The 21,651-nt window shown below is 43.8% G+C and carries 20 protein-coding genes; 11 read left to right on the forward strand and 9 right to left on the reverse strand.

Annotated features, from left to right (window positions below; genetic code table 11):
• The first annotated feature begins 41 nt into the window (after positions 1 to 41).
• A complete protein-coding gene (locus ACQCN2_RS14580; RefSeq protein WP_426929658.1) occupies positions 42 to 2,354 on the forward strand; it encodes a S8 family serine peptidase in 2,313 nt (770 codons plus the stop codon).
• Positions 2,355 to 2,395: 41 nt separating this feature from the next.
• On the opposite strand, the gene ACQCN2_RS14585 is transcribed toward ACQCN2_RS14580, so the two are convergent.
• On the reverse strand, positions 2,396 to 4,030 hold the full coding sequence (locus ACQCN2_RS14585) for a PucR family transcriptional regulator (RefSeq protein WP_426929659.1): 1,635 nt from the start codon (positions 4,028 to 4,030) through the stop codon (positions 2,396 to 2,398).
• A 145-nt stretch (positions 4,031 to 4,175) separates the two neighbouring features.
• Between ACQCN2_RS14585 and ACQCN2_RS14590 the strand changes: the two genes are divergently transcribed.
• Both ACQCN2_RS14590 and ACQCN2_RS14595 read left to right on the forward strand, forming a co-directional pair.
• A complete protein-coding gene (locus ACQCN2_RS14590; RefSeq protein ID WP_426929660.1) occupies positions 4,176 to 5,678 on the forward strand; it encodes a CoA-acylating methylmalonate-semialdehyde dehydrogenase in 1,503 nt (500 codons plus the stop codon).
• A gap of 60 nt (positions 5,679 to 5,738) precedes the next feature.
• Positions 5,739 to 7,103 (forward strand): aspartate aminotransferase family protein, encoded by a 1,365-nt coding sequence (locus tag ACQCN2_RS14595; RefSeq protein WP_426929661.1) that lies wholly within the window; start codon positions 5,739 to 5,741, stop codon positions 7,101 to 7,103.
• 90 nt (positions 7,104 to 7,193) lie between these two features.
• Here ACQCN2_RS14595 and ACQCN2_RS14600 read toward each other — a convergent pair whose 3' ends face one another.
• A complete protein-coding gene (locus tag ACQCN2_RS14600) occupies positions 7,194 to 8,462 on the reverse strand; it encodes a cation:dicarboxylate symporter family transporter (protein ID WP_426929662.1) in 1,269 nt (422 codons plus the stop codon).
• Positions 8,463 to 8,653: 191 nt separating this feature from the next.
• Between ACQCN2_RS14600 and ACQCN2_RS14605 the strand changes: the two genes are divergently transcribed.
• From ACQCN2_RS14605 to ACQCN2_RS14620, 4 genes are read left to right on the forward strand one after another with little or no spacing between them, the layout of a single operon-like run.
• A complete protein-coding gene (locus ACQCN2_RS14605) occupies positions 8,654 to 9,934 on the forward strand; it encodes an ATP-binding protein (RefSeq protein ID WP_426929663.1) in 1,281 nt (426 codons plus the stop codon).
• Between the two features lies 1 nt (position 9,935).
• Entirely contained in the window at positions 9,936 to 10,853 is a 918-nt protein-coding gene (locus tag ACQCN2_RS14610; RefSeq protein WP_426929664.1) for a response regulator, read from the forward strand.
• Between the two features lie 17 nt (positions 10,854 to 10,870).
• Complete coding sequence (locus ACQCN2_RS14615) at positions 10,871 to 11,185, forward strand: hypothetical protein (protein ID WP_426929665.1); 315 nt, start codon at positions 10,871 to 10,873, stop codon at positions 11,183 to 11,185.
• A gap of 24 nt (positions 11,186 to 11,209) precedes the next feature.
• A complete protein-coding gene (locus ACQCN2_RS14620) occupies positions 11,210 to 11,938 on the forward strand; it encodes a DUF4184 family protein (RefSeq protein ID WP_426929666.1) in 729 nt (242 codons plus the stop codon).
• A gap of 36 nt (positions 11,939 to 11,974) precedes the next feature.
• Here ACQCN2_RS14620 and ACQCN2_RS14625 read toward each other — a convergent pair whose 3' ends face one another.
• On the reverse strand, positions 11,975 to 12,277 hold the full coding sequence (locus tag ACQCN2_RS14625) for a hypothetical protein (RefSeq protein WP_426929667.1): 303 nt from the start codon (positions 12,275 to 12,277) through the stop codon (positions 11,975 to 11,977).
• Between the two features lie 564 nt (positions 12,278 to 12,841).
• Between ACQCN2_RS14625 and htpG the strand changes: the two genes are divergently transcribed.
• Positions 12,842 to 14,719: a molecular chaperone HtpG gene (gene htpG / locus ACQCN2_RS14630; protein WP_426929668.1), complete on the forward strand. Its 1,878-nt coding sequence runs from the start codon at positions 12,842 to 12,844 to the stop codon at positions 14,717 to 14,719.
• A 102-nt stretch (positions 14,720 to 14,821) separates the two neighbouring features.
• Here htpG and ACQCN2_RS14635 read toward each other — a convergent pair whose 3' ends face one another.
• The 4 genes from ACQCN2_RS14635 to ACQCN2_RS14650 form a co-directional block, all read right to left on the reverse strand.
• Positions 14,822 to 15,553, reverse strand: a complete 732-nt coding sequence (locus ACQCN2_RS14635) for an NPCBM/NEW2 domain-containing protein (RefSeq protein ID WP_426929669.1) — start codon at positions 15,551 to 15,553, stop codon at positions 14,822 to 14,824.
• A gap of 473 nt (positions 15,554 to 16,026) precedes the next feature.
• The gene (locus tag ACQCN2_RS14640; RefSeq protein WP_426929670.1) at positions 16,027 to 16,596 is read right to left on the reverse strand and encodes an RBBP9/YdeN family alpha/beta hydrolase; all 570 of its coding nucleotides are present in this window, start codon (positions 16,594 to 16,596) and stop codon (positions 16,027 to 16,029) included.
• Positions 16,597 to 16,733: 137 nt separating this feature from the next.
• On the reverse strand, positions 16,734 to 17,171 hold the full coding sequence (locus ACQCN2_RS14645; protein ID WP_426929671.1) for a hypothetical protein: 438 nt from the start codon (positions 17,169 to 17,171) through the stop codon (positions 16,734 to 16,736).
• An 83-nt stretch (positions 17,172 to 17,254) separates the two neighbouring features.
• A complete protein-coding gene (locus ACQCN2_RS14650; RefSeq protein ID WP_426929672.1) occupies positions 17,255 to 17,671 on the reverse strand; it encodes a GNAT family N-acetyltransferase in 417 nt (138 codons plus the stop codon).
• A 341-nt stretch (positions 17,672 to 18,012) separates the two neighbouring features.
• Here ACQCN2_RS14650 and ACQCN2_RS14655 point away from each other — a divergent pair, with 341 nt between their 5' ends.
• The 3 genes from ACQCN2_RS14655 to ACQCN2_RS14665 all read left to right on the forward strand — a co-directional run bounded on the left by ACQCN2_RS14655 (position 18,013) and on the right by ACQCN2_RS14665 (position 20,571).
• Positions 18,013 to 18,474: a hypothetical protein gene (locus ACQCN2_RS14655; RefSeq protein ID WP_426929673.1), complete on the forward strand. Its 462-nt coding sequence runs from the start codon at positions 18,013 to 18,015 to the stop codon at positions 18,472 to 18,474.
• A gap of 108 nt (positions 18,475 to 18,582) precedes the next feature.
• On the forward strand, positions 18,583 to 20,226 hold the full coding sequence (locus tag ACQCN2_RS14660) for a long-chain-fatty-acid--CoA ligase (protein ID WP_426929674.1): 1,644 nt from the start codon (positions 18,583 to 18,585) through the stop codon (positions 20,224 to 20,226).
• A gap of 156 nt (positions 20,227 to 20,382) precedes the next feature.
• Positions 20,383 to 20,571 (forward strand): hypothetical protein, encoded by a 189-nt coding sequence (locus ACQCN2_RS14665; RefSeq protein ID WP_426929675.1) that lies wholly within the window; start codon positions 20,383 to 20,385, stop codon positions 20,569 to 20,571.
• Positions 20,572 to 20,584: 13 nt separating this feature from the next.
• On the opposite strand, the gene ACQCN2_RS14670 is transcribed toward ACQCN2_RS14665, so the two are convergent.
• Together ACQCN2_RS14670 and ACQCN2_RS14675 are read right to left on the reverse strand one after the other, a co-directional pair.
• On the reverse strand, positions 20,585 to 20,977 hold the full coding sequence (locus ACQCN2_RS14670) for a hypothetical protein (protein ID WP_426929676.1): 393 nt from the start codon (positions 20,975 to 20,977) through the stop codon (positions 20,585 to 20,587).
• Positions 20,974 to 21,504 carry a hypothetical protein gene (locus ACQCN2_RS14675; protein WP_426929677.1) on the reverse strand — a complete coding sequence of 177 codons (531 nt, stop codon included), beginning with the start codon at positions 21,502 to 21,504 and terminating at the stop codon, positions 20,974 to 20,976. The genes ACQCN2_RS14670 and ACQCN2_RS14675 overlap by 4 nt, the downstream gene beginning before the upstream one ends.
• Positions 21,505 to 21,651: the final 147 nt, after the last annotated feature.

Below are 21,651 nucleotides of genomic sequence, written 5' to 3' on the forward strand. Positions count from 1 at the left end.
GAATAGTCTTAATTTACAGGTAGTATGAAGGGGTGCTCTAGTTGAACAAAACTGCAAAACGAGCAATATTCACAGCATTTGCCTTATCACTTACAGTTGGAAGTTTACCAGTATTCGCGAAACCCGACATGTCTACCAAAGAAGCAGGAAGCCTGTCAATTGAAGCCGAACAAGGGCTTTCCTTACGTTCCGCCGGACTTGTAAAAAAGTTATCCCAATTCGATTCATCTTCTAAATTAGTCATCATCCAACTGGAAGGACCGGTAGAAGAGGAATGGAAAGAGCAAATGGAAGATATGGGAGTAGAGCTGGGAGATTACATACCTGATTTTGCTTTTATCGCTAGGCTTCATAACCAAAACGACCGAAAGAAGCTGACAAAACTTTCTTTTGTCAAAAGAGTGACTCCTTTTCAGCCGGCGTACAAGCTGTCACCAGAACTCGCCAAAAATATAGGCAGTAAAAAACAGCAAAAGCTGGCGGTGATTGGGTTTGATTCTGATGAAGATGCAACCCGTTTGGTGAAGAGAATTGCTCCTAAAGCTGAGAATATTGAACGGACAAACGTGAAGCATATGGCGACCTTGTCCGCTTCGGGAAATGATGTTTCCAAACTGATTGAGTCCGATGATGTAATCGCAGTTGTTCCTGTTGGAGAGCGGCACTATTCTAATGATGTAGCAGCAGGTATTATTCACTCTGATACTTTGAAAAGTACGGGTTATACCGGAAAGAACCAAATTGTCGGAGTTGCAGATAGTGGTTTGGATACCGGGAATATTCACAATATACACCCTGATTTTGTAGGCCGAATTAAGAACTTGATTGCCGTTGGGCGAGAAGACAATAATGATTCCAGCGATCCTGATGGTCACGGGACACACGTAGCTGGATCCATTGTGGGAACTGGAAAAGCGTCGAACGGAAAAATTACAGGGATGGCTCCGGATGCAATGCTAGTGTTCCATGCGATGGATGATGAAAATCAGAATCTTCAAGGTGACTTGTACGAGATGTGGGATGAAGCGTATCAGCAAGGGGCGAGAATTCATTCAGATTCTTGGGGCGCTTCAGACTATGGGGCATATGACTATTCGTCCTACGAAGCGGATAAATTCCTCTGGGAGCACAAGGATATGACAGCGCTTATCGCTGCCGGCAACGATGGGAAATCTGGCGACGAAACGGTTGGTAGTCCAGCGACAGCGAAAAATGTCATCTCCGTTGGGGCCTCTGAGAATAATAGACCAGAGTGGAGTACTTTACCTGAGTGGAGTAAACTGCCTATGTGGAGAACAATTGCAGATAATCCCGACGAGATCGCTTGGTTCAGCAGTAGGGGTCCAACCATAGATGGCCGTATCAAACCAGACATCGTAGCACCTGGTACCGCTATTCTGTCGACCCGTTCTTCATTAGCACCTGATAAAAGTTTTGATTTAAATTTTAATTCCTATTATGCCTTTATGAGTGGAACCAGCATGGCAACTCCTGTACTAGCGGGAGGAACAGCACAGGTGCGTCAATATTTGCAGGAAAATGGCGTGAATGATCCAAGCAGCGCTCTGATTAAATCCATGCTTCTTACAGGAGCAGACGATTTAGGCTTGTACCTAAAAGATCAAGGCTTCGGACGAGCTAACTTAGTGAATGCGATCCATACCACATTCGTTGATGAAACCAAGGGACTGCAAACAAAAGGTACAGCCTCTTATTCAGTAGACGTGTCGGACTCCGGCAAACCATTTGCGCTAACGTTATCATGGACGGACTATCCATCCTCAGTCATTACCGGACGAGCATTGGTCAATGACTTGAATCTAGTGGTAACTGCACCGAATGGCAAAGTGTATAACGGCAACGATTTTATTGGCCCCTCAACAAGTGATCAGGTCGATAATCTGAACAATGTGGAACAAGTCTACGTCAAAAATCCGATCAAAGGCAAATGGACGGTAAAAGTAATCGGCTACAACGTTCCTAAGGGGCCGCAACCTTATGCTATTGCAACGAACGGAAAATTGGCGAACGCCGCATCTCCAGGCGTGAAAATGGAGACGAAGAAGGGAACAGTAACCGCAACGACTGAATCTGACAATCCATCATACATCGATTACACCATTTCCATTAAGAAAAAAGGACCATTCAAGGCGACTCTCAATTGGGAGGGCGATGGTGAATTAAGCGTCTCCTTAAAAAATCGAAGAGGGAAAGATTTAGTCAAATCAGTTCCTTCAGACAAGCCGGAAACGATTGAGTTTAATGTGACCACAATGGCCACGTATATCATTCGGGTGAGTGCCGATAAAGGAACGGGTAATTTTACCTTAACCTACAGTTATCCCAATAAATAACGTTCCGCTATAAAGAGATGCTTCCCCAAAGGAGCATCTCTTTATGTTTTTCGTTGTAACCAATCATATACTTGGATCGCTAATTCAAGGCACCGACGATGATTAGGCTCGAGATAGGTGCTTCCGATCAGCTCGCTGATTTTGCCCAGTCGGTGATAGAGTGTCTGACGGTGGATAAAGAGATGTTCGGCCGCTTCCTGTTTGGAGCCATGATGATCCAGTAAGGCGCGTAACGTTAGGAGCAGTTGGCTGTGGTAGGATCGATCCTGTTCAAGCAGAGGGCCTAAATAGTCCTCTACGAACGCCTCTAGCACGTACTGATCTGGAATGGCAAGAAGCACGCGATGGAGTCCTAGATCATCGTAATAGGGACTACTAAAGCAATCCTGATTCGTCAAGACTTCCTCGGCCTCCAGGAAATGTCGTTTTACCTCGAGATAGCGATTGGACGGACGGCTCACACCGAAAGACACCCCGACATCAGCGCCAAGCGAGCGTGATGTACTGTTTTTTAACTCTCTCACGACTTTTTCCATCGCTTGACGAATCTCAAGGGCTGGATTCAACTCCATCAGCAGCAAATACAAGCGATTCCCTTTACTGCGAATTAATGAGCGGAATCCATTGCGGCGCAAGATCGAGCGGTAGACATTCAATAGATCGTAAAACGGAACACCTAGCTCATCCTCGTACAAGGTTTTATCCTGATGTAACTGCATGATTAACACGGTATACCGTGGCGGTTTGGCAGTATGCTCAATCCCGAGCATCCCGAGAATTTGCCGTTCATTCTCCAACTGTCCCATCAGCAAATCATCGATGATTCGACTTTGCTCATCATGGGCGCGTTCCTCCACGAACATGCGACGAAGCAAAATCTGCGTCATGGCAGTCGCCGCATAATCCGTCGTCAGCTGCAACAGCTCATCCGCCTCTCGTTCGTATAAGACCACTCCCAAATACGCCAAAACATGCCCCATGGCAGAGATCGGCTGATAGAAAATCTGTTTTTTCTCGGCAATGGTAACGATCGCTTGTTGTTCTAAGGAGATTCCGTCTTTATCCTGAAGAAGTGTAAATCGCTCCGTTAATTCGTTTTGAACAGATTGTGGCATAGCAGGCGAGAAGAACGAAGGACCATCCAGACTCATGAAAAAAACCTGTGTCTGCACCTTTGCCTGCAACAGATTTAAGATTTTGGGGATACCTTGGCCTTCCAAGGTGATTTGCTGCAAACTCCGTGAGAATGCTTCTAGTTTACGCAACGAATACGTGTGATAGCTGACAATCGATTCGTGAAGCTCCATGGTGATGTCTACAAACCGAACAGGCACATGAAACACAATCAGCGGAAATTCTAGATGATCCGCAAGCTCTTTCATCTCAGGTGGAATACAAGGAAAATGATCTCCAAGCTCTATACATAAACCAACAGCTTTGCGAGCAATCAAATCCTGAAGGTAGCTGACACTGTGCGTTGGATCTCCACCGAGCCCAACGCCAGTAGACAAAATCAACTCTCCTCCATTAAGGAACGTGACAAAATCAGGACGTTCCAGGATATGTACCCAACGAATGGATTTGGTTAATCCACGGCTTCCAGCGACACACTCCGCCTGCTGAAATTGTGGGCGTTTGAGAATATCTCCAACTGTTAGTCCCCAATTCGAACGCATATGTTCATTCATCCTTTTCGTTAGACATTATGTATCAAATGTATCAGATAATTCTTTACGGTATGTATCATGAAATTTATTAAAATCTTCTGATAAAATAAAAGAAAAATCAAGAGGTATGAGGTAAGGAGATGATTTATCCGTTATGACAACGACTGGGAACAAGCTTAAAAACTACATTGGTGGTAATTGGATTGCTTCAGAAACTACTCATTATGAACCGATTCCGAATCCAGCAACAGGCGAAGTACTCTCTCATGTGCCTTTGTCCACAAAAGATGATGTTGATCAGGCTGTACAAGCCGCTAAGGAGGCATTTCCTGCTTGGAGCGCGACACCTGTTGTAGATCGGGCAAGAATCATGTTCAAATATCAGCAGCTCTTGATCGAGAATCAGGACGAACTGGCCAGAATGATCACCCTGGAGAATGGTAAAAACACAGCGGAAGCACAGGCAGAAGTCCTTAGAGGCATTGAGATGGTGGAGTTCGCTTGTGGAATGCCAACTCTTCTCATGGGGGATACGCTCCCAAATATCGCGAAAGGCATTGACTGTCAGGCAATCCGCTTGCCGCTTGGTGTTGTGGGCGGAATTGTACCATTCAACTTTCCGTTAATGGTCCCCATGTGGATGTTTCCAATTGCGATCGCAGCAGGTAATACATTCGTTCTAAAACCATCAGAGCGGACGCCATTATCGACTGTGCGCGCCATTGAATTGTTTAAACAAGCAGGTTTGCCAGACGGAGTAATCAATGTCGTCAACGGGGCGCATGACGTGGTAAATGGCCTTCTGGAGCATCCAGATGTGAAAGCGATTTCGTTTGTCGGCTCTCAACCTGTTGCCGAGTACATCTACAAAACGGCGTCAGCTCATGGCAAACGCGTGCAAGCACTCGCCGGCGCGAAAAACCATCATTTGGTGATGGCAGATACCGATCTTAAACGTGCGGCCAAAACAATCGCCAGCTCCGCTTTTGGATGTGCGGGAGAACGCTGTATGGCAGCCAGTGTTGCGGTTGTCGTAGAGGATGCTGCTGATGAATTTGTCGCCCATCTGATCGATGAGTCCAATTCCCTGCGCATGGGGAACGGATTGGAAGCAGGAATTGATTTGGGTCCAGTGATTCGGGCTTCTCATTTGGAGAAAGTCCACCAACTCATCGCCCAAGGTGTTGAGGAAGGCGCACAACTGGCTCGTGATGGAAGAGAAGATGCCAAAGCACATGACAACGGTTATTTCCTCGGCCCAACTGTTATCGACCATACCAATCCGGAGATGGTTGTGGTTCGTGAAGAGCTTTTTGCTCCAGTTCTGAGTGTCGTACGAGTGAAGAGCTTTGAAGAGGGTCTTCATGTCATCAGCCAATCTCGTTATGGCAATGGGGCCTGTATCTACACGAACAGCGGCAGATTGGGACGCGAATTCTCGCTTCGCGTAGAAGCCGGAATGGTCGGTGTCAATGTTGGGGTACCTGCACCAATGGGCTTCTTTGCCTTCAGCGGTTGGAAGCAGTCGTTCTATGGTGACCTGCACGCAAATGGCAAGGACGGTGTGGAGTTCTATACCAAAAAGAAAACCATTACCTCTCGCTGGCTTGATGATGGAGATTCCAGTATCGGCTCACAAAAAGTATTTGTTAAATAGAGGAATTACTGCGAGGTAGTGCAGGTAAGCCAATCGTAGGAGAGGACAGGTGAAACGAGGATGGAAAAAGAACAATTACTACAAGCAGACCGAGAACATATGTGGCATCACATGTCGCCTTACAATCCCAATCCAATGATCGTGACCCAGGCGGAAGGTTCTTGGATAACCGATATCGACGGGAATCGTTATCTGGATGGGATGTCCGGTTTGTGGTGTGTCAATGTCGGGTACGGACGACAAGAACTAGCGGAAGCGGCCTATGAGCAATTGAAGTCGCTCGCTTATTTTCCGCTTACCCAAAGCCATGTGCCAGCCATCAAACTATCGGAAAAAGTAAGTGAATGGCTGGGGGATGAATACCGTGTCTTCTTCTCCAATAGCGGATCGGAAGCCAATGAAGTAGCGTTTAAAATCGCACGTCAGTATCACCATCAGAATGGAGAACCTGGTCGATATAAGTTTATCTCTCGTCATCGCGCTTATCACGGCAATACGATGGGGTCGCTTGCGGCGACAGGCCAATCGATTCGCAAAACCAAATACGAACCGCTTGCCCCTGGATTCCTGCATGTCTCTCCGCCATACTGCTACCGCTGTCCATTCGGCAAGACCTATGGCACCTGTAATTTGGAGTGCGCTCAGGTATATGATGAAGTCATCAACTGGGAAGGCTCCCAGACCGTAGCAGCGGTAATCATGGAACCAACCATTACCGGTGGCGGAGTGATTGTCCCACCGCCTGAGTATATGCCAAAGGTAAGAGAAATCTGTGACAAATACGGCGTTCTGTTAATTGTGGATGAAGTCATTTGCGGATTCGGTCGTTCTGGACGCAAATTTGGTCATCAGAATTTTGGCGTTAAGCCTGATATTGTGACCATGGCTAAGGGAATTACGAGCGCTTATCTTCCGCTATCAGCAACGGCTGTACGCAAAGAGATTGCGGACAAATTCAATGAAAAAGGAAACGACATTCACTTCCGTCATGTAAATACGTTTGGAGGAAACCCTGCAGCCTGTGCGCTGGCACTCAAGAATCTGGAGATTATGGAAGAGGAAGATATGATCGAACGCTCTGAGCAGTTAGGAATAGAGCTGCGTCAGAAACTGTCCGTCATTGAAGATCACCCGAATGTGGGAGATATCCGAAGCTTTGGATTCTTGTGTGGCATTGAGATGGTAGAAAATCGCCAGACCAAAGAGCCGGCACTGCCCGATAAGTTGACCAAAGTGATTGTAGAATGCAAGAAGCGTGGGTTGATTATTGGACGTAACGGGGACACGGTTCCAGGCTTTAACAACATCTTGACGCTTTCCCCGCCGTTTTCCACAACCAGTGAGGATCTTGATTTTATTGTTCGAGTATTGAAGGAAGCGCTTGAAACATTGAATGAAGCGCTTGAAACATTGAATGAAGCGTAATCGATAGAAAAGGAAAAACCTCTTCATTGAGATCCCTTGTGGATTCCTAATGAAGAGGTTTTTGTTTATGCTTACTGAATGGAGCGGTGATTAAGCCGCTTTCTTTTCATAGGTAGACAGGTACTTCTGCGCTTTAGCGTTGTCGTATTGGCCTTCCCATTTGGAGATAACGATTGCCGCCAAAGAGTTACCAATTACGTTTACGACTGTACGCGCCATGTCAAGGATACGGTCGATACCAACGATGAAGGCAAGACCTTCAACCGGAATCCCTACTGATCCAAGTGTGGCAAGCAATACAACGAAGGATACTCCCGGAACACCGGCAATTCCCTTAGAGGTAACCATCAAAACAAGCATGAGCGTGATTTGAGTACTGATTGGCATGTCAATTCCGTACATTTGCGCGATAAAGATCGCAGCCAGCGCTTGATACAAGGTGGAACCATCTAGGTTAAACGAATATCCAGTAGGGATAACAAAAGAAGTGATGGCTTTTGGGCATCCGAATTTTTCCATTTTCTCAATTAATTTAGGAAGTACCGTCTCGGAGCTTGCTGTGGAGTACGCAAGAATCAATTCATCTTTCAAAATTTTGATGATGGAAAAAATGCTTGTCCCACTCAACTTAGCAACAATACCAAACACGACGATTACAAAGAAGAACATGGTTCCGTACACCAGCAATGCAAGTTTGCCGAGGTGAACAAGCGAACCTAAACCAAATTTGGACACCGTAACTCCGATCAATGCGAATACACCGAATGGAGCGAATCGCATGATCCTATCCGTTACCCAAAACATTGTGTCAGCTACACCTTGGAAGAAGGCTAGCACGGGTTTTCCGCGTTCGCCAATGGCAGCGACACCTAATCCGAACATAACAGAGAAGAAAATGATGGCGAGCATATCACCGTTTGCCAGTGATTCAAAAATATTTTTTGGAACGATGTTAACAAACGTATCGATAAAGCTGTGATGAGTCGCTTGCGTTGTAGTTTCTACATACTTGGAGATATCGGATTTGGTCAATGCATTCATATTGACCCCAACACCTGGTTTGAAAAGATTGGATGCGGTTAGTCCGATAAGAATCGCAACGGTAGTGATGATCTCAAAATAGATCAGTGTTTTACCACCGATTTTACCAAGCTTCTTCAGGTCTCCTACACCTGCAACCCCAACAACGAGGGAAGCGATAACAATTGGTGCTACGATCATTTTAATTAATCGCAGGAAAATATCTCCAATTGGTTTGAGGAAACTTTCGACTGCAGGATTCCCATAAAAAAGTGCACCTACGACAATACCGAGGAGTAAACCAATAAAGATTTGTAAAGCCAGACCATATTTTTTCATATTCCTCTCCTTCCTTTGCTTTTCAGTTGATTTGATGTTATGTTCACCATATGAAAGCGGATTCTAAATAAAGTGTAAAAGCTAATCTATGAAATCCTACAAAAAACTACAAATGACTAGATAAAAATTTTTAACGAAATCGTCAAATTTAGATGTTTATTCCGAATAAAATCACAGAAAGTGTGCTTAAATTGAAAGAAAGAGTTTATATTTTTTTATTAATGATCGTTGGGGTTCCGATTGCGGGTGAGCTTAATTTTCATCCGTTTGGTGACACTTTTCGGGTTAGCTTTGGTACGACGGCTTTTTTGTTCTTCTTGCTTTGGATAAAGAATATTCCCCCTTGGCTTTCTGGTTTTGCGGTGGGAATAAGCGTCTTCAGCTTTCGGATTCTCCTGGATTTATTGGGGCGGCAGCCGATTCACGTGGAACCGATCATTTACAATCACTTGCCAGCGCTCGTTTTTTATGTTTGCTATGCGGCTTTATTCTCATTGATGCGCATCAATCAACTCTATCAACGTCCGCTTTTAGTTGGTTTGCTCGGAGTGGTCATAGAGGTCATATCCAATCTCATGGAGTTGACTTTTCGCTGGGCACCGATTGAGAGTGTCATGAGCCTCGAGATTATCAGCAAAATTACGTTGTTTGCCGTCATCCGTACCTTCTTTGTCCTTGGATTTTTCAATATGATCCAGTTGAGACATGCCATCATCTTGGAAGAACAGCAGCGCAAACGCAACGAACGCACCATGCTTTTGATCTCTGACTTGTATGTGGAATCGATCCAGTTAAAAAAGACGCTGAATCAAGTGGAATCGATCACCCGAGATTGTTATGATGTATATCGGGGACTGCAAGCTTCCTCAAATGAACAGGCAGAAAGCTATGCCAAGCGAGTTTTGCATATCGCTGGACAAGTTCATGAGATAAAAAAAGATAATCAACGGATCTATGCGGGATTGTCCAAAATGATCTCTAGCGAAGATGTCCCGAACTATATGAGTATGGAAGCGTTGGGACGAATTGTCGTGCGTTCGAATCAGAAGTACGCGCAACTATTGGCGAAGGAGATATCATTCGAATTACAGGTTGTGGTGACACAAGGCAACTATCACATGTACACCTTGTTGTCGCTGATGAACAACCTGGTCGCGAATGCTGTAGAGGCGATTAAGGAAGCAGGAACCATTCGTATAACAATCAAGCAGCTGGAAGATTGGCTTGAGGTATCTGTACACGATGACGGACCAGGAGTGTTGGTAAAAGACAAAGAAATACTGTTCAAGCCGGGATTTACCACCAAGTACGATATTTCTGGCATGCCATCAACCGGAATCGGATTAAGCTACGTCAAAGAAATGGTTGAAAGCTTAGGGGGAACCATTACGGTTGAGAATGAAGCAATTCCCCGAGAAACCGTTTTTACCATCCGGCTACCCATCGAGAGCATTATTCATCAAGGAGGATAGTATGCGATTTTTCATTGTGGATGACGATCAGGCTGTGCGGTTTATGATCTCTCATATAATAGAAGATGAAGATTTGGGGACTGTTGTGGGTGAGGCTGAGGACGGTTCCTTTATTGATGCCGACATATTGTCTGTGAAAAAAGTGGACATCTTACTGATCGATCTTCTCATGCCCATTCGGGATGGGATCGAAACGGTTCGCCAGATCTCTTCGTCCTTTGAAGGGAAAATCATCATGATTTCCCAAATCGAATCCAAAGAAATGATTGCCGAAGCGTATACAAATGGAATTGAGTATTACATAACCAAACCGATCAATCGGCTGGAGGTAATCAGCGTCATTCAAAAGGTAAGTGAACGGGTGATGCTGGAGCGATCCATTCAGGATATCCAGAAGTCCTTAAGTTTACTAGGAATGGGGATGTCTAAAGACAGACGGGAGAATCCTTTTACCGAAAAAACGATTGTGACCACAGGCAGATATCTGTTAACGGAGTTGGGGATAATCGGGGAATCAGGCAGCAAGGATTTATTAGAAATCGTGGACTACCTGTACCAGAGCGAAAAGGAAGACTCCTATGAATACGATTTTCCTTCCTTGAAGGAGATTTTTCATAATGTCGCGCGCAAAAAACTGGGACAGCAAGCAACGGCAACGGAAGTGCAAAAAGAGGTGAAAGCAGCCGAACAGCGTATTCGCCGAGCATTGGCACAAGCGTTAACCCATTTGACGTCCATTGGATTAACCGATTACTCGAATGCCAAGTTTGAGAAATACGCTTCAACGTTTTTTGATTTTAAAGAGGTCAGAAAGCGTATGCTGGAGTTGGATAATGATGTCGAACTGTCCAATGCCAAAATCAACACCAAACGCTTTATACTGGTTCTCTATCTTGAGGCTAAGCGTTTATTAGGGTAAGAAGGGATTTGTATTCATTGTCTATTAGTCCACATGTCCATCCAGAGTGCGCCCAAGCCATGGGGCGTCTCATGCGGATGACGAATCCAAAGTTCCAAGATTTTATTGAACTGCGAACCTACGGAACCGACAAGTATTCAGCCATGGGCTGGGAAGAACTGAAGAGGTACGTAAACGAACAGACCGTTGTGATTGTTGAAGAATTTGAAGATGAAGCCAATATTTTATCGGCCTTGAGATGGGTGGCGAGGGGGCTGCCTGTCTATTTAGCGGTTCGGAAGGTGCGTTCTGATTACTCGATGTATCGATACAAGACGCCGAATCGAGAGTAGCTTTATTAAAACGGAGGAAGGTTCATGCCATTTACATTCTCTCACACGCTTTATGCGGCTCCCCTCAAGTGGATCAAACCCAAATGGTTTAGCCTTACCGGATTAGTGGTAGGGAGTATGTCTCCCGATTTTGAATACTTCATTGCTTTGGAACCATATCAATCGATTGGGCATACGATTCAAGGTTTGTTCTTTCAGGCAATACCGCTTAGTATCATCGTTTCGATTCTTTTTCATAAGATCATCAAGAAGCCACTCATCATGAACTTGCCTTTCTCATTTCACTTTCCTATCCTTCAGACAGATAGGTTGTGGAAGCAAGGCTCAGTCGCCCAATGGGTGGTTTTCTTGTGTTCGGTCATCATCGGCTTCTTTACGCATCTATTTGTTGATTCGTTTACACATGTCGGTGGTTTTTTCGTCATGCATAGCCAGATTCTTCGTACCAGTATGCTTGGATTGCCCGTTTATAAATGGCTCCAATACAGCTTGTCATTGTTCGGATTATTGTTTCCAGTTGCGTGGCTTATGTGGAAAAGATGGATATTATTAGATGTTCGACAATTCCGAGGCCTTCGCACGACCAATCGGAAGATCATTCAATATTGGTTTCTAGTCCTTCTCGTTTCGGTGGTGACACTGCTTCTTAAACTACTGCTTGGTTACCACGGGAATCTCATTGGGGTTTTGGTCGTTGCGCCAATTACGGGAGGATTGATTGGGATCTTAGCTGCATCCGTTGTTTATCGATGATGGAATGTAGGCATAGTGGGTAGTTCATGCAGATATTTAATAGGGTCGAATTGAATCAATATGAACCGTACCTAAGAATGAAACATATACAGTTTTTTTCTTATGGAATTGAGGTAAATTCAAAGCAGGCATACAAACATAATCAATTTCTACAGAACGACCAAAAGGAACTTTTACCGAACGAATGGCTGTATCTGAACCGCAACCATCGATCGCTCCAGTGTATTGATTATTGAAACCTGATACTGCTCTGGTTTTGGAAAAATCATCCGTTATCCAGGGGCACCAGAAACACAAAACAACACAAAGCACCACCATAGCAATTAATTTCAGTTTCAACCTGACCACCTCTAACCGGATATTCAATCAAATCAGGCTCACCGTTTAATCAACCAAACCATGACGAGGTAATAAATAAAGCAGTGTAATCAATTTTACTAACGTTACGAATGAAATCAACAATTGGTTTCGTTATGTTAAGAAAGCAATTATGATTGTAATTTATTTCACAAAGTCTTCAAACAGACCTCTAGCATATCACTCCATCTTCCCTCACAATGAAGGTAGAAGAGAAAATCTTCTAGTTCCACCACAGGAAGGAGTGTCTTGGTATGATTCTCAAAAAACGTTTAAAAGACACATGGGCCATGTATGTTCCTGCAACATTGTTTCTCAGTTTACTGATTACAGCGATCTTGACGAGCAATTAACGGATGACAAACTTTATACGGTACTGAATGGGAGAGCTGATCAAATTCGAAGCTCTCCTATTATTTTTGATGGTTATTGACACATCCAAGCAAGATATGATATTTAAAAAGAGATTAGCACTCTCTTGATTAGAGTGCTAAATATAACGGAAACATGATAATTTGAACTCGTCTGTGAGAGGGGAATTAAGGAATGGAAAAGAAGCAGTTCCAAGCAGAATCCAAGAGATTATTAGAAATGATGATTAACTCGATCTATTCACAAAAAGAGATCTTTTTGCGTGAGCTCATTTCCAATGCAAGTGACGCCATTGATAAAATCTATTACAAAGCGTTAACGGATGAGTCTTTGCGTTTTGAACCGGATCAATATTACATAAAGGTGATCCCTGACCAAGAAGCCAGAACGCTGAAGATCCTGGATACGGGAATTGGGATGACCAAGGAAGAGCTGGAGAATAACCTTGGAATCATAGCCAAGAGCGGATCTTTAGCCTTTAAATCTGAAAACGAAATCAAAGACGGTCATGATATTATTGGCCAATTCGGTGTCGGGTTCTATTCGGCTTTTATGGTCGCTGACGAAGTCACCGTTGTTAGTAATGCGCTTGGAAGTGATGTGGCCTATAAATGGGTTTCTTCGGGTGCTGATGGGTATACGATTGAGCCTTGCGAGAAGGAAACCGTCGGTACGGAAATCACCTTGCAAATCAAAGCGAACACGGAAGACGAGAATTACGATGATTATCTGAATGAATACCGACTCCGCAGCATTATTAAAAAATACTCTGACTTCATTCGTTACCCGATCAAAATGGAAGTGGCAACCAGCCAAAAAGTAGAGGGTAGCGAGGACGAGTATCAAAATGTCCAGGAAGAGCAAACCATCAACAGCATGGTTCCGATCTGGAGAAAGAATAAACAAGAACTGACGGAAGCGGACTACGAGAGCTTTTACCATGAGAAGCATTACGGCTTTGACAAACCGATTAAACATATTCACGTTAAGGCAGACGGTGCCGTACGCTACAATGCGATTCTCTTCATCCCGGAAAAAATGCCGTTCGACTACTACACTAAAGAGTTTGAAAAGGGCTTAGAGCTTTACTCCAATGGGGTTTTAATCATGAGCAAATGTGCCGATCTGCTTCCTGATCATTTTAGTTTTGTGAAGGGGATGGTAGATTCTGAGGACTTGTCGCTTAATATCTCGAGGGAGATTCTCCAACAGGATAAACAGCTGAAGCTAATCGCCAAAAACATTAAGAGCAAAATCAAGAGCCAGCTGCAAAGTCTCCTAAAGGATGAGCGAGAGAAGTATGAGGAATTCTATCGTTCGTTTGGCAGACAGCTGAAGTACGGAGTGTACAGTGATTACGGAATGAATAAGGAAGAGCTTCAAGACCTGATGTTGTTCTACTCTTCCAAAGAGAAGAAGCTGGTCAGTCTGGACGAGTACGTCTCCAGAATGCCTGAGGACCAAAAATACATCTATTATGCTTCCGGAGAATCAATTGAGCGGATTGAAAAGCTGCCACAGACAGAGTTGGTGTCGGAGAAAGGGTACGAAATCCTGTATTTCACCGACGATATTGATGAGTTCGCGATCAAAATGCTAATGGGATACAAAGAGAAGGAGTTCAAGTCCGTAGCAAGTGGAGATTTAGGAATTGAAGCGGGAGACACTAACAGCAGCGAAGAGGCAGAGACTGAAAACAAAGAACTATTTGAGTATATGAAGAACGTACTGGCCGATAAAGTGAAGGATATCAGAGCCTCTAAAATTCTAAAGAGCCATCCGGTTTGCTTCACGACCGATGGTGAAGTCACAATCGAAATGGAAAAGATCCTGAATGCGATGCCGAACAATCAAGGCATCAAGGCGGAAAAGGTTTTGGAAATTAATACGAACCATCCAGTATTTGAATCCTTAAAGAAATCGTTTGAAACAGATAAAGAGAAGGTAGACTTGTACACCAAATTATTGTACAACCAAGCACTTTTAATTGAAGGACTTCCAGTACAGGATCCTGTTGAGTTTACGAACGATATCTGCAAGATTATGGTGTAAATCAGAAAAAGCATGGGATAGCCCATGCTTTTTTATTTGGTCTATGTAATGGATAGTGGAGTATGTTATGTGGGTGGCGTTACGCTTAATGAAAACTTCCCATTACTGGAGCAATGCGTTTCCAAAGAAGGCCCAGATGTCCTTTTTCTTCTCATTTTCCGTGAGACGTCTGATTTCGATGGTCAGGGTTTTCACTCCAGTGAGATCTACATCGGCCATCTGGCTCATGCCGGCTTTTTGCTCCCCGCTTTCAAAAAGTACTTGGTCATCCCCTGTTATGCGCCAGAGAACTGTATCTTGTTTGGCCGACGACTTGTCATCAGTTGCCAGAATGCCTGACAGCTTGGAATACTTCCCATTTAACTGAAACGAGAATACTTGACAGGTCGAATTAGGTAGTTTGTCATCGGCGACCTCATGAACATAATCGTAACCGATGCCGTTCAGATATGTCTTTCCGCCTACGGAAAATTTCCCTGTCTTCCAATTATCCGTATATGAGTGAGAATACTTCAACCCGTAAGGCATCGAGTAGGGCAAGGAAGACAAGCGGATCGGCGCCTTCACTTTTGCTACGGCTCTCCCGATTGTGATCGTCGAGTTCTTGGCATCCCAGGTGACCTGTCTGCCTACCTTCTCTCCAACAAAGGAAGCCGGTACGTAGGGGACACCATTGTAGAGGAAAGATGCATTGCTTTCCTGTAGACGCCCATCCACCATGAATTTGATCGGTTGGGTATCGACGGTAATCTGTTGGGTTGCGGCAAACGCGATGCCAGAGAAGAACAGAGAGCCTGTCAAAAAACCAGCGAGGTAAGTACGGATATTTTTCAAAATAATCGCCTCCTTCAGAAATATCAAATTGTAGTATAATGGAAAATTCTAATCTTTTGATGAGAAGAAATACCTTTTTATACCATTCTTTACAGTAAATAAGTCCTAAGGAGGTGTGATCCGAATGATAACCCAAACTGGCCGAATCAGAGGAAGTTCTCCAAATTGTGTAGGGGAGATAAATGATAAGGCTTTTGAAACGGAAGAATGACAAAAACCCGATCTATTCAATCGGGCAAAAGTAAGCCTAAGAATTTACTAAGAGATCAACTGCAATTGTAAGGCACATTACAAAGACATAAATGTATTCCTGGATCTTTTTGGACAATGGATTACACCTCCAGAAAAACAATTTACCAAATGGTACCTTAAACATTTCGTTTTATAAAGTAGATATTCAAGGACTTGCCATAATAGTTAGGAAGTGACCAGTAACACAAAAACACTGGGAACTCCCCAATTGTCACATAACATTATGTAAAACTAAATTCCTTCTTGAGGCATGTATTTAGGATCCATGGCCATTCACCATGACCAGAAGCTGTATTCAAGTGTCCTGATTTTGGAAAAGCGATAGCAGGTAGCCCTAATTTTAAAAAGAGAGTAGATTCCTCAATACTACAAAACGGATCATCCGTTGACATAACTAACCATGTACTCTCTGCCGCATTTACTAGTTGCGCTTCGTCTAATGGTACCGGAAAAAAAGTCTGGGCATCAGAAAGTGTACGAACCGGTGAAGGAGGAGCGACAAGAATAACCTGACGTACCTTTGATTTTAGAGGAGTAGCTGCATAATGCATCCAGAGAATGGATCCGAGACTATGAGTAAGAACGATAATCTCATTTTCAGGGGGAATATTTTCAAGACAAACTGAGAGTTCTTCTAACCATATATCCTTTACAGGGCGGTCAAAGTCAGAAAAAGTTGGGAAGTGTACATCAAATTTTCGTTCCTCTAGTTGTGTGTACAACCACGATTGCCAATGTTGAGGGCCGCTACCGCCGAGGCCATGGATGAGAAGAAAACTTGTTTTTTTCATTGTTCCACACCTTTTTATAATTTTCTCAACTATATCAGTAAACCACACGCTCTTCCAATTTGTGAAATTATTATATTGTAACAAGACGGTAATTGAAAAAACCAATAGAGCCGAATGAAAAAATAACCCGAGCTCGACTACTGGTTATTCCCCATGTACATTTGAGATTTGATCCATTTAATGATTTCGTTGATTTCTTTTTCTCCTCCTCGGCAGAGATAAAACTGTTGGTTGTATATCAGAACAATATTTTTAGCTGGATCTTCGGGAATGAGGATAGTGAGATCAGAGTACGAAACAGCTATGTAATGTTCCAATTGATCATAGGAAATGGGATTTGCTTCTCTTATAAGTTCAAGCGTCGGAATCAAGTGATCCATTAAGCTTTGAATCTTATTCCAACCTTCTGGAGACCAATCCATTTGTTGAAAATCAAGTGGCCTTTTTCCAAGTTGGTTATTTAGTACGGCTGTGACTTCCGTTTTTGCTTTTTGATTGACTGGTTCTTGAAGATTCGTTGGCATTCCAGAAAACAAAAGCAATAAAAGGGCAATTAGGGAAAAACCAGCTTTCATCGAGATCACCTTTTAAATCAATTATGTAAGTGAGAAAACCGTGTAAGCAGACCGATTCTACCTTACACGGTTTAGATTCGATTCTATTCAAGTGAATAGTCGTAACGAATGAAGCCTTTGTGATGAGCAATTTTGTCATAGAGAGCACGAGCCGTGGAATTATCCTGGCGAGTTTGCCAGTAGAGCCCAGAAGCGTTTTGTTCGCGCGCAGCTTGAGCTACTCGCTCTATGAGTGCACGGGCCACCCCATGTCCACGAACAGCTTCATCGACGAAGAGGTCTTGTAAGTAACACACATCTTTATTCCAGATAGTAGGCTGAAAAACATAGTGGGTGATCCCAATCAAGTTTCCATGAAGGTGCGCGCCGAAGCCAAATATCCTATCACCAATTAGCAGACGGTGCCAGATCTCGTCGTATTTGGAGTCTGGGAGCTCTGTCTCATAAAAGGCCTTGTACGCTTCGAGCCAATACGTCCCAACGGATACGGTCTTCTGCACTCAATGGGGAGATGTCAATCTTGGTTTGTTTGTTCGATTTTTCTTCCAATTAAAATCAACCTCCAAATCGTCACAATGAAAGATTTACACATGTATGTTATCACGAATCTTTCTCTAATGAAGGGTGCAGAAAATCGTTTCTATACCGGGTCAGAGAAGGTCTCAGCGGATGGTTTAGTTAAGTTTTTAACAATACATTGCTTGTGTTAACTTAACTTTTTCCGCTAAAGGGCTAACAGCAGGAAAGGCGAGAGCCTAATAAGAATAAAGTGTAGTATCGTGAAAGATTGGTTGATAAAAAGGCAGAATGGTGCAACGGGCTATTAAAGGGAGGGGATATCATGAGTTCCTACAACGTAAAAGAATCGAGGGAGATCGAAGCTGAGCCAGAGTTCATTTACAATCTTCTAAGGAATTATGTAGATGGACACCCAAAAATTTTACCTGTTCAGTATTTCGATTCTTTAGAAATTGAACAGGGGGGATATGGAGAAGGTACAGTTGTCAAAGTTCAGACGAAAGCGATGGGCTTAAAACAACAAATGCGGCTGACGGTAAGTGAACCAGTACCAGGGGAAGTGTTGCAAGAAGAAGATGTTGATCTTGGGTTAGTTACTCACTTTCATATAGTCCCTCTCACCTCTCAAAAAAGTAAGGTTACCATTCAAACAACCTGGATACAAAAAAATGGACTTATGGGGATTATTGAAAAATGGTTCATTCGATTCATAGCTAAGAAAATGTACCAAGAAGAGTTAGAATTAATTAATACCTATTGTTTAGAAAATAAAAAGCAGACATAACATTTGGCCTCCCACAAAAAATGTTGACCTGAAAACCAAAGGTATTTTTGCTAATACTCAGAATTAAAATCAAATGATGCCGGATTCGAATATGAGGGGGTTCTTGAAATGATGGAACAAGAAAAACCATGGCACCAACATTATCAGGGGCACGTGAATGAGAATTTTGCAATTCCAGAGGTTTCGCTGACACAGGTCTTGCAGAATGCCGCGATTCAATTCGGAGATCAGATTTCCATCACCTTCTATCAGAAGACTTGGACGTTTAAACAGGTGTATGGTATGGCGGAGCACTTCGCAAGCTGCTTGGCCGAGTGGGGATTCACCAAAGGAGATCGACTCGCCTTGATGTTGCCAAATACCCCTCATTATATATTTTCTTTTTTTGGCGCGCTTCGCTTAGGCGGGATTGTCACACAAGTGAATCCGATGTACGTGGAACGTGAAATCGAGTATGTGTTAAATGACGCACAAGTGGAGCACATGGTGGTATTCGACGCGTTTTATCATCGGGTGAAAAGCGTCCAGCATCGCACATCGTTAAAGCGATTAATTGTAGTGAGTTTAGGAACTTCCTCCCTTGAACTCGAAGAAGATGATGTATTCTTTGATGATTTTATGAAAGCGCCTACAGAACCCGCACCGCAAGTGGAGATTCATCCCAAAGATGATCTGGCTGTCCTGCAATATACAGGTGGCACCACGGGAGTCTCTAAAGGCGTCATGTTGACACACTACAATATTGTGGCGAATATCGAGCAGCTTCATGAGATGATTTGGCGTCATTTGAAGAACGCGCCAGACAATGCCAAGGTCATGAACGTTACGCCAATGTTTCACATTTTGGGCTTGTCCTGCATTACGTTACTCAGTTTTCGAGCGGGAAGCAATCAGATTGTGCTGCCTCGTTTTGATCTGCCTGAGGTCATGGAGACCATTCGGAGGGAACAGCCGTTTAAATTCCCCGGAGTCCCAACGATGTTCATTGCTTTGAATAGTGTCCCGAACCTAGGGGAAGCAGGAATTGAGTCCATCCAGTATTATGCTTCGGGTGGTGCAGCCATGCCAATCGAGCAATTGCATTTACTAGAGCGACAAACAGGTAAACATTTATATGAGGGATATGGATTATCCGAGGCAGCGCCGGTTACACATTTCAACCCGCCATTTAGAGAGCGACAAGCGGGAAGCATCGGGATTCCTTTGCCATTGACAGATGCGCGGGTTGTAAGTTTGGCTGATGGACGTGAAGCGCCGTATGGAGAAGTTGGGGAGCTGGTAGTGAAGGGGCCGCAAGTGATGAAGGGCTATTGGAGGCGTCTGGAAGATACAGCAGCGGTATTGAAAGATGGATGGCTGTATACCGGAGATTTGGCAAGGATGACGGAGGATGGGATCTTCACGATTGTGGATCGGAAGAAAGATATGATTATCGCAAGCGGCTATAATGTCTATCCGCGTGAAATTGAAGAGGTTCTCTATCAGCATCCGGCTGTTCTGGAAGCGGTTGTAATTGGGATTCCGGACGAATATCGAGGCGAGACAGTGAAAGCCTATATTGCTCCGAAGCCAGGTGTATCGGTAACCGAAGAAGAGATTATCGAGTATTGCAGAATTGAACTTGCCGCTTACAAAGTACCTCGTCTGGTTGAATTCCGCCAGCAGTTGCCCAAATCGGCGGTGGGTAAACTTCTCAAGCGAACCTTCCGGGACGAAGAATTGAAAAAACGAAGTCAAACCGCAACGGAATAAGTTGCTTTACGTAAAAGATAGTAGATAGCCGCCAAGTGGCTGTCTACTATTTTTTTCATTGCAATTGCTATATGATTGGCGTATTGTATTTTCTTGTTAGCCTGAGATTGCTGGCTGAAGTGATTTCTAGTGTATCATTGAAAGGAGCTACTATAGATGATAGATATTGGTGGAGTCTCAGTGGATTGGAGAACCATGTTGTATCAAATGTCGATGTTCTTTATTCCGATCCTCGTTGTCATTGGTCTACTCATTATGATTTCCAAACGATCCAATCGAACACAGGAGTTGGAAGAGCGGATTAAAGAATTGGAAGCTGAAATCAAGCGTTTAAAGCAGGAATAGTCTTTCGAAAGGCTTACTCCTGCTCTCTACGATAAGCGCGCATGCCACGAATGAACATTTCGAGAATGACGTCGTGTTGGGTTTTGCTTTGGACATGCTGACGGATTTGTTCCAGTTCGGCGACCAATTCGGAATCGAGATGAAGGTTTATCGTTTTACTTTTGCTTCGGGGATGGATCTCGTAATGTGTAGTGGTTTTTTTTACCAGGCCATTAATTGTCGCATCCTTGGGCAACAGCTTTTTATCTGGAATATAGAGAATGGCCGCTTCCAATACAATCTCGGTTGCTTCATCACGAAACGTAATCAAGAGCGGTTGTTCCAACTTCTTGTGATAGCGGCGGATTTGACGGCAGATGTCCTGATTCTCCACTGTATTCTCAAAAGTAATCGATACACGGGTCATGGTTCCTCCTCAACCAAACGAAGTAAATGTTCTGCGATATTCGAGATGATCTCACGATTCTGTTCGAGCTGCACTGTATACACAAACTGATCCTCTACGAGCTGGTGGGAGATAATGACGCCTAGTTGTTCCTGACTCGTCATTTGATGTTGAACCATAATCTGATCGAGAATCTCAAACCGAGGGCGGATCAACATTTTCATTGCGAGAAACGGATAAACCGCCTCTTTGGGAAACAAGAAACGTTTGTTCCCTTGCTTGTGAACCAGTAATGAAAAGTACTCTTTTTCCTCGATTTTTTCTCCCAGTAATCCTTGGTCCGCCCATCGTTTAATGGTTGTCATATTTTTTTCTTGCCCGCTCTTTTCCCTGATCAGATCGAGGATTTCGATAGAAGACAGATACCGAGTGCGGTTTCTTAGTTGCTCCTGCAAGCTCCTCCATTCTTCTTCAAGCTGAATAAGCTCCTCACGATGCGCGTCGATTTTCTCGCGTAAACGTTGTATTCGCTCTTGCAACTCCTCCATGAGATATAACCTCACTTAAGCGGTCTATTCTTGATACAAAATATGTGAAAATGTAATCAAACATGAGCTTTTTTTCGATTGATTACCTAACTGGCTATTGAAAAGTGAAATGATGATACATAAAAACCTCCACTCACACATTTGTTA

The organism is Brevibacillus ginsengisoli, from assembly GCF_050113715.1.
Taxonomy (GTDB): domain Bacteria; phylum Bacillota; class Bacilli; order Brevibacillales; family Brevibacillaceae; genus Brevibacillus_H; species Brevibacillus_H ginsengisoli.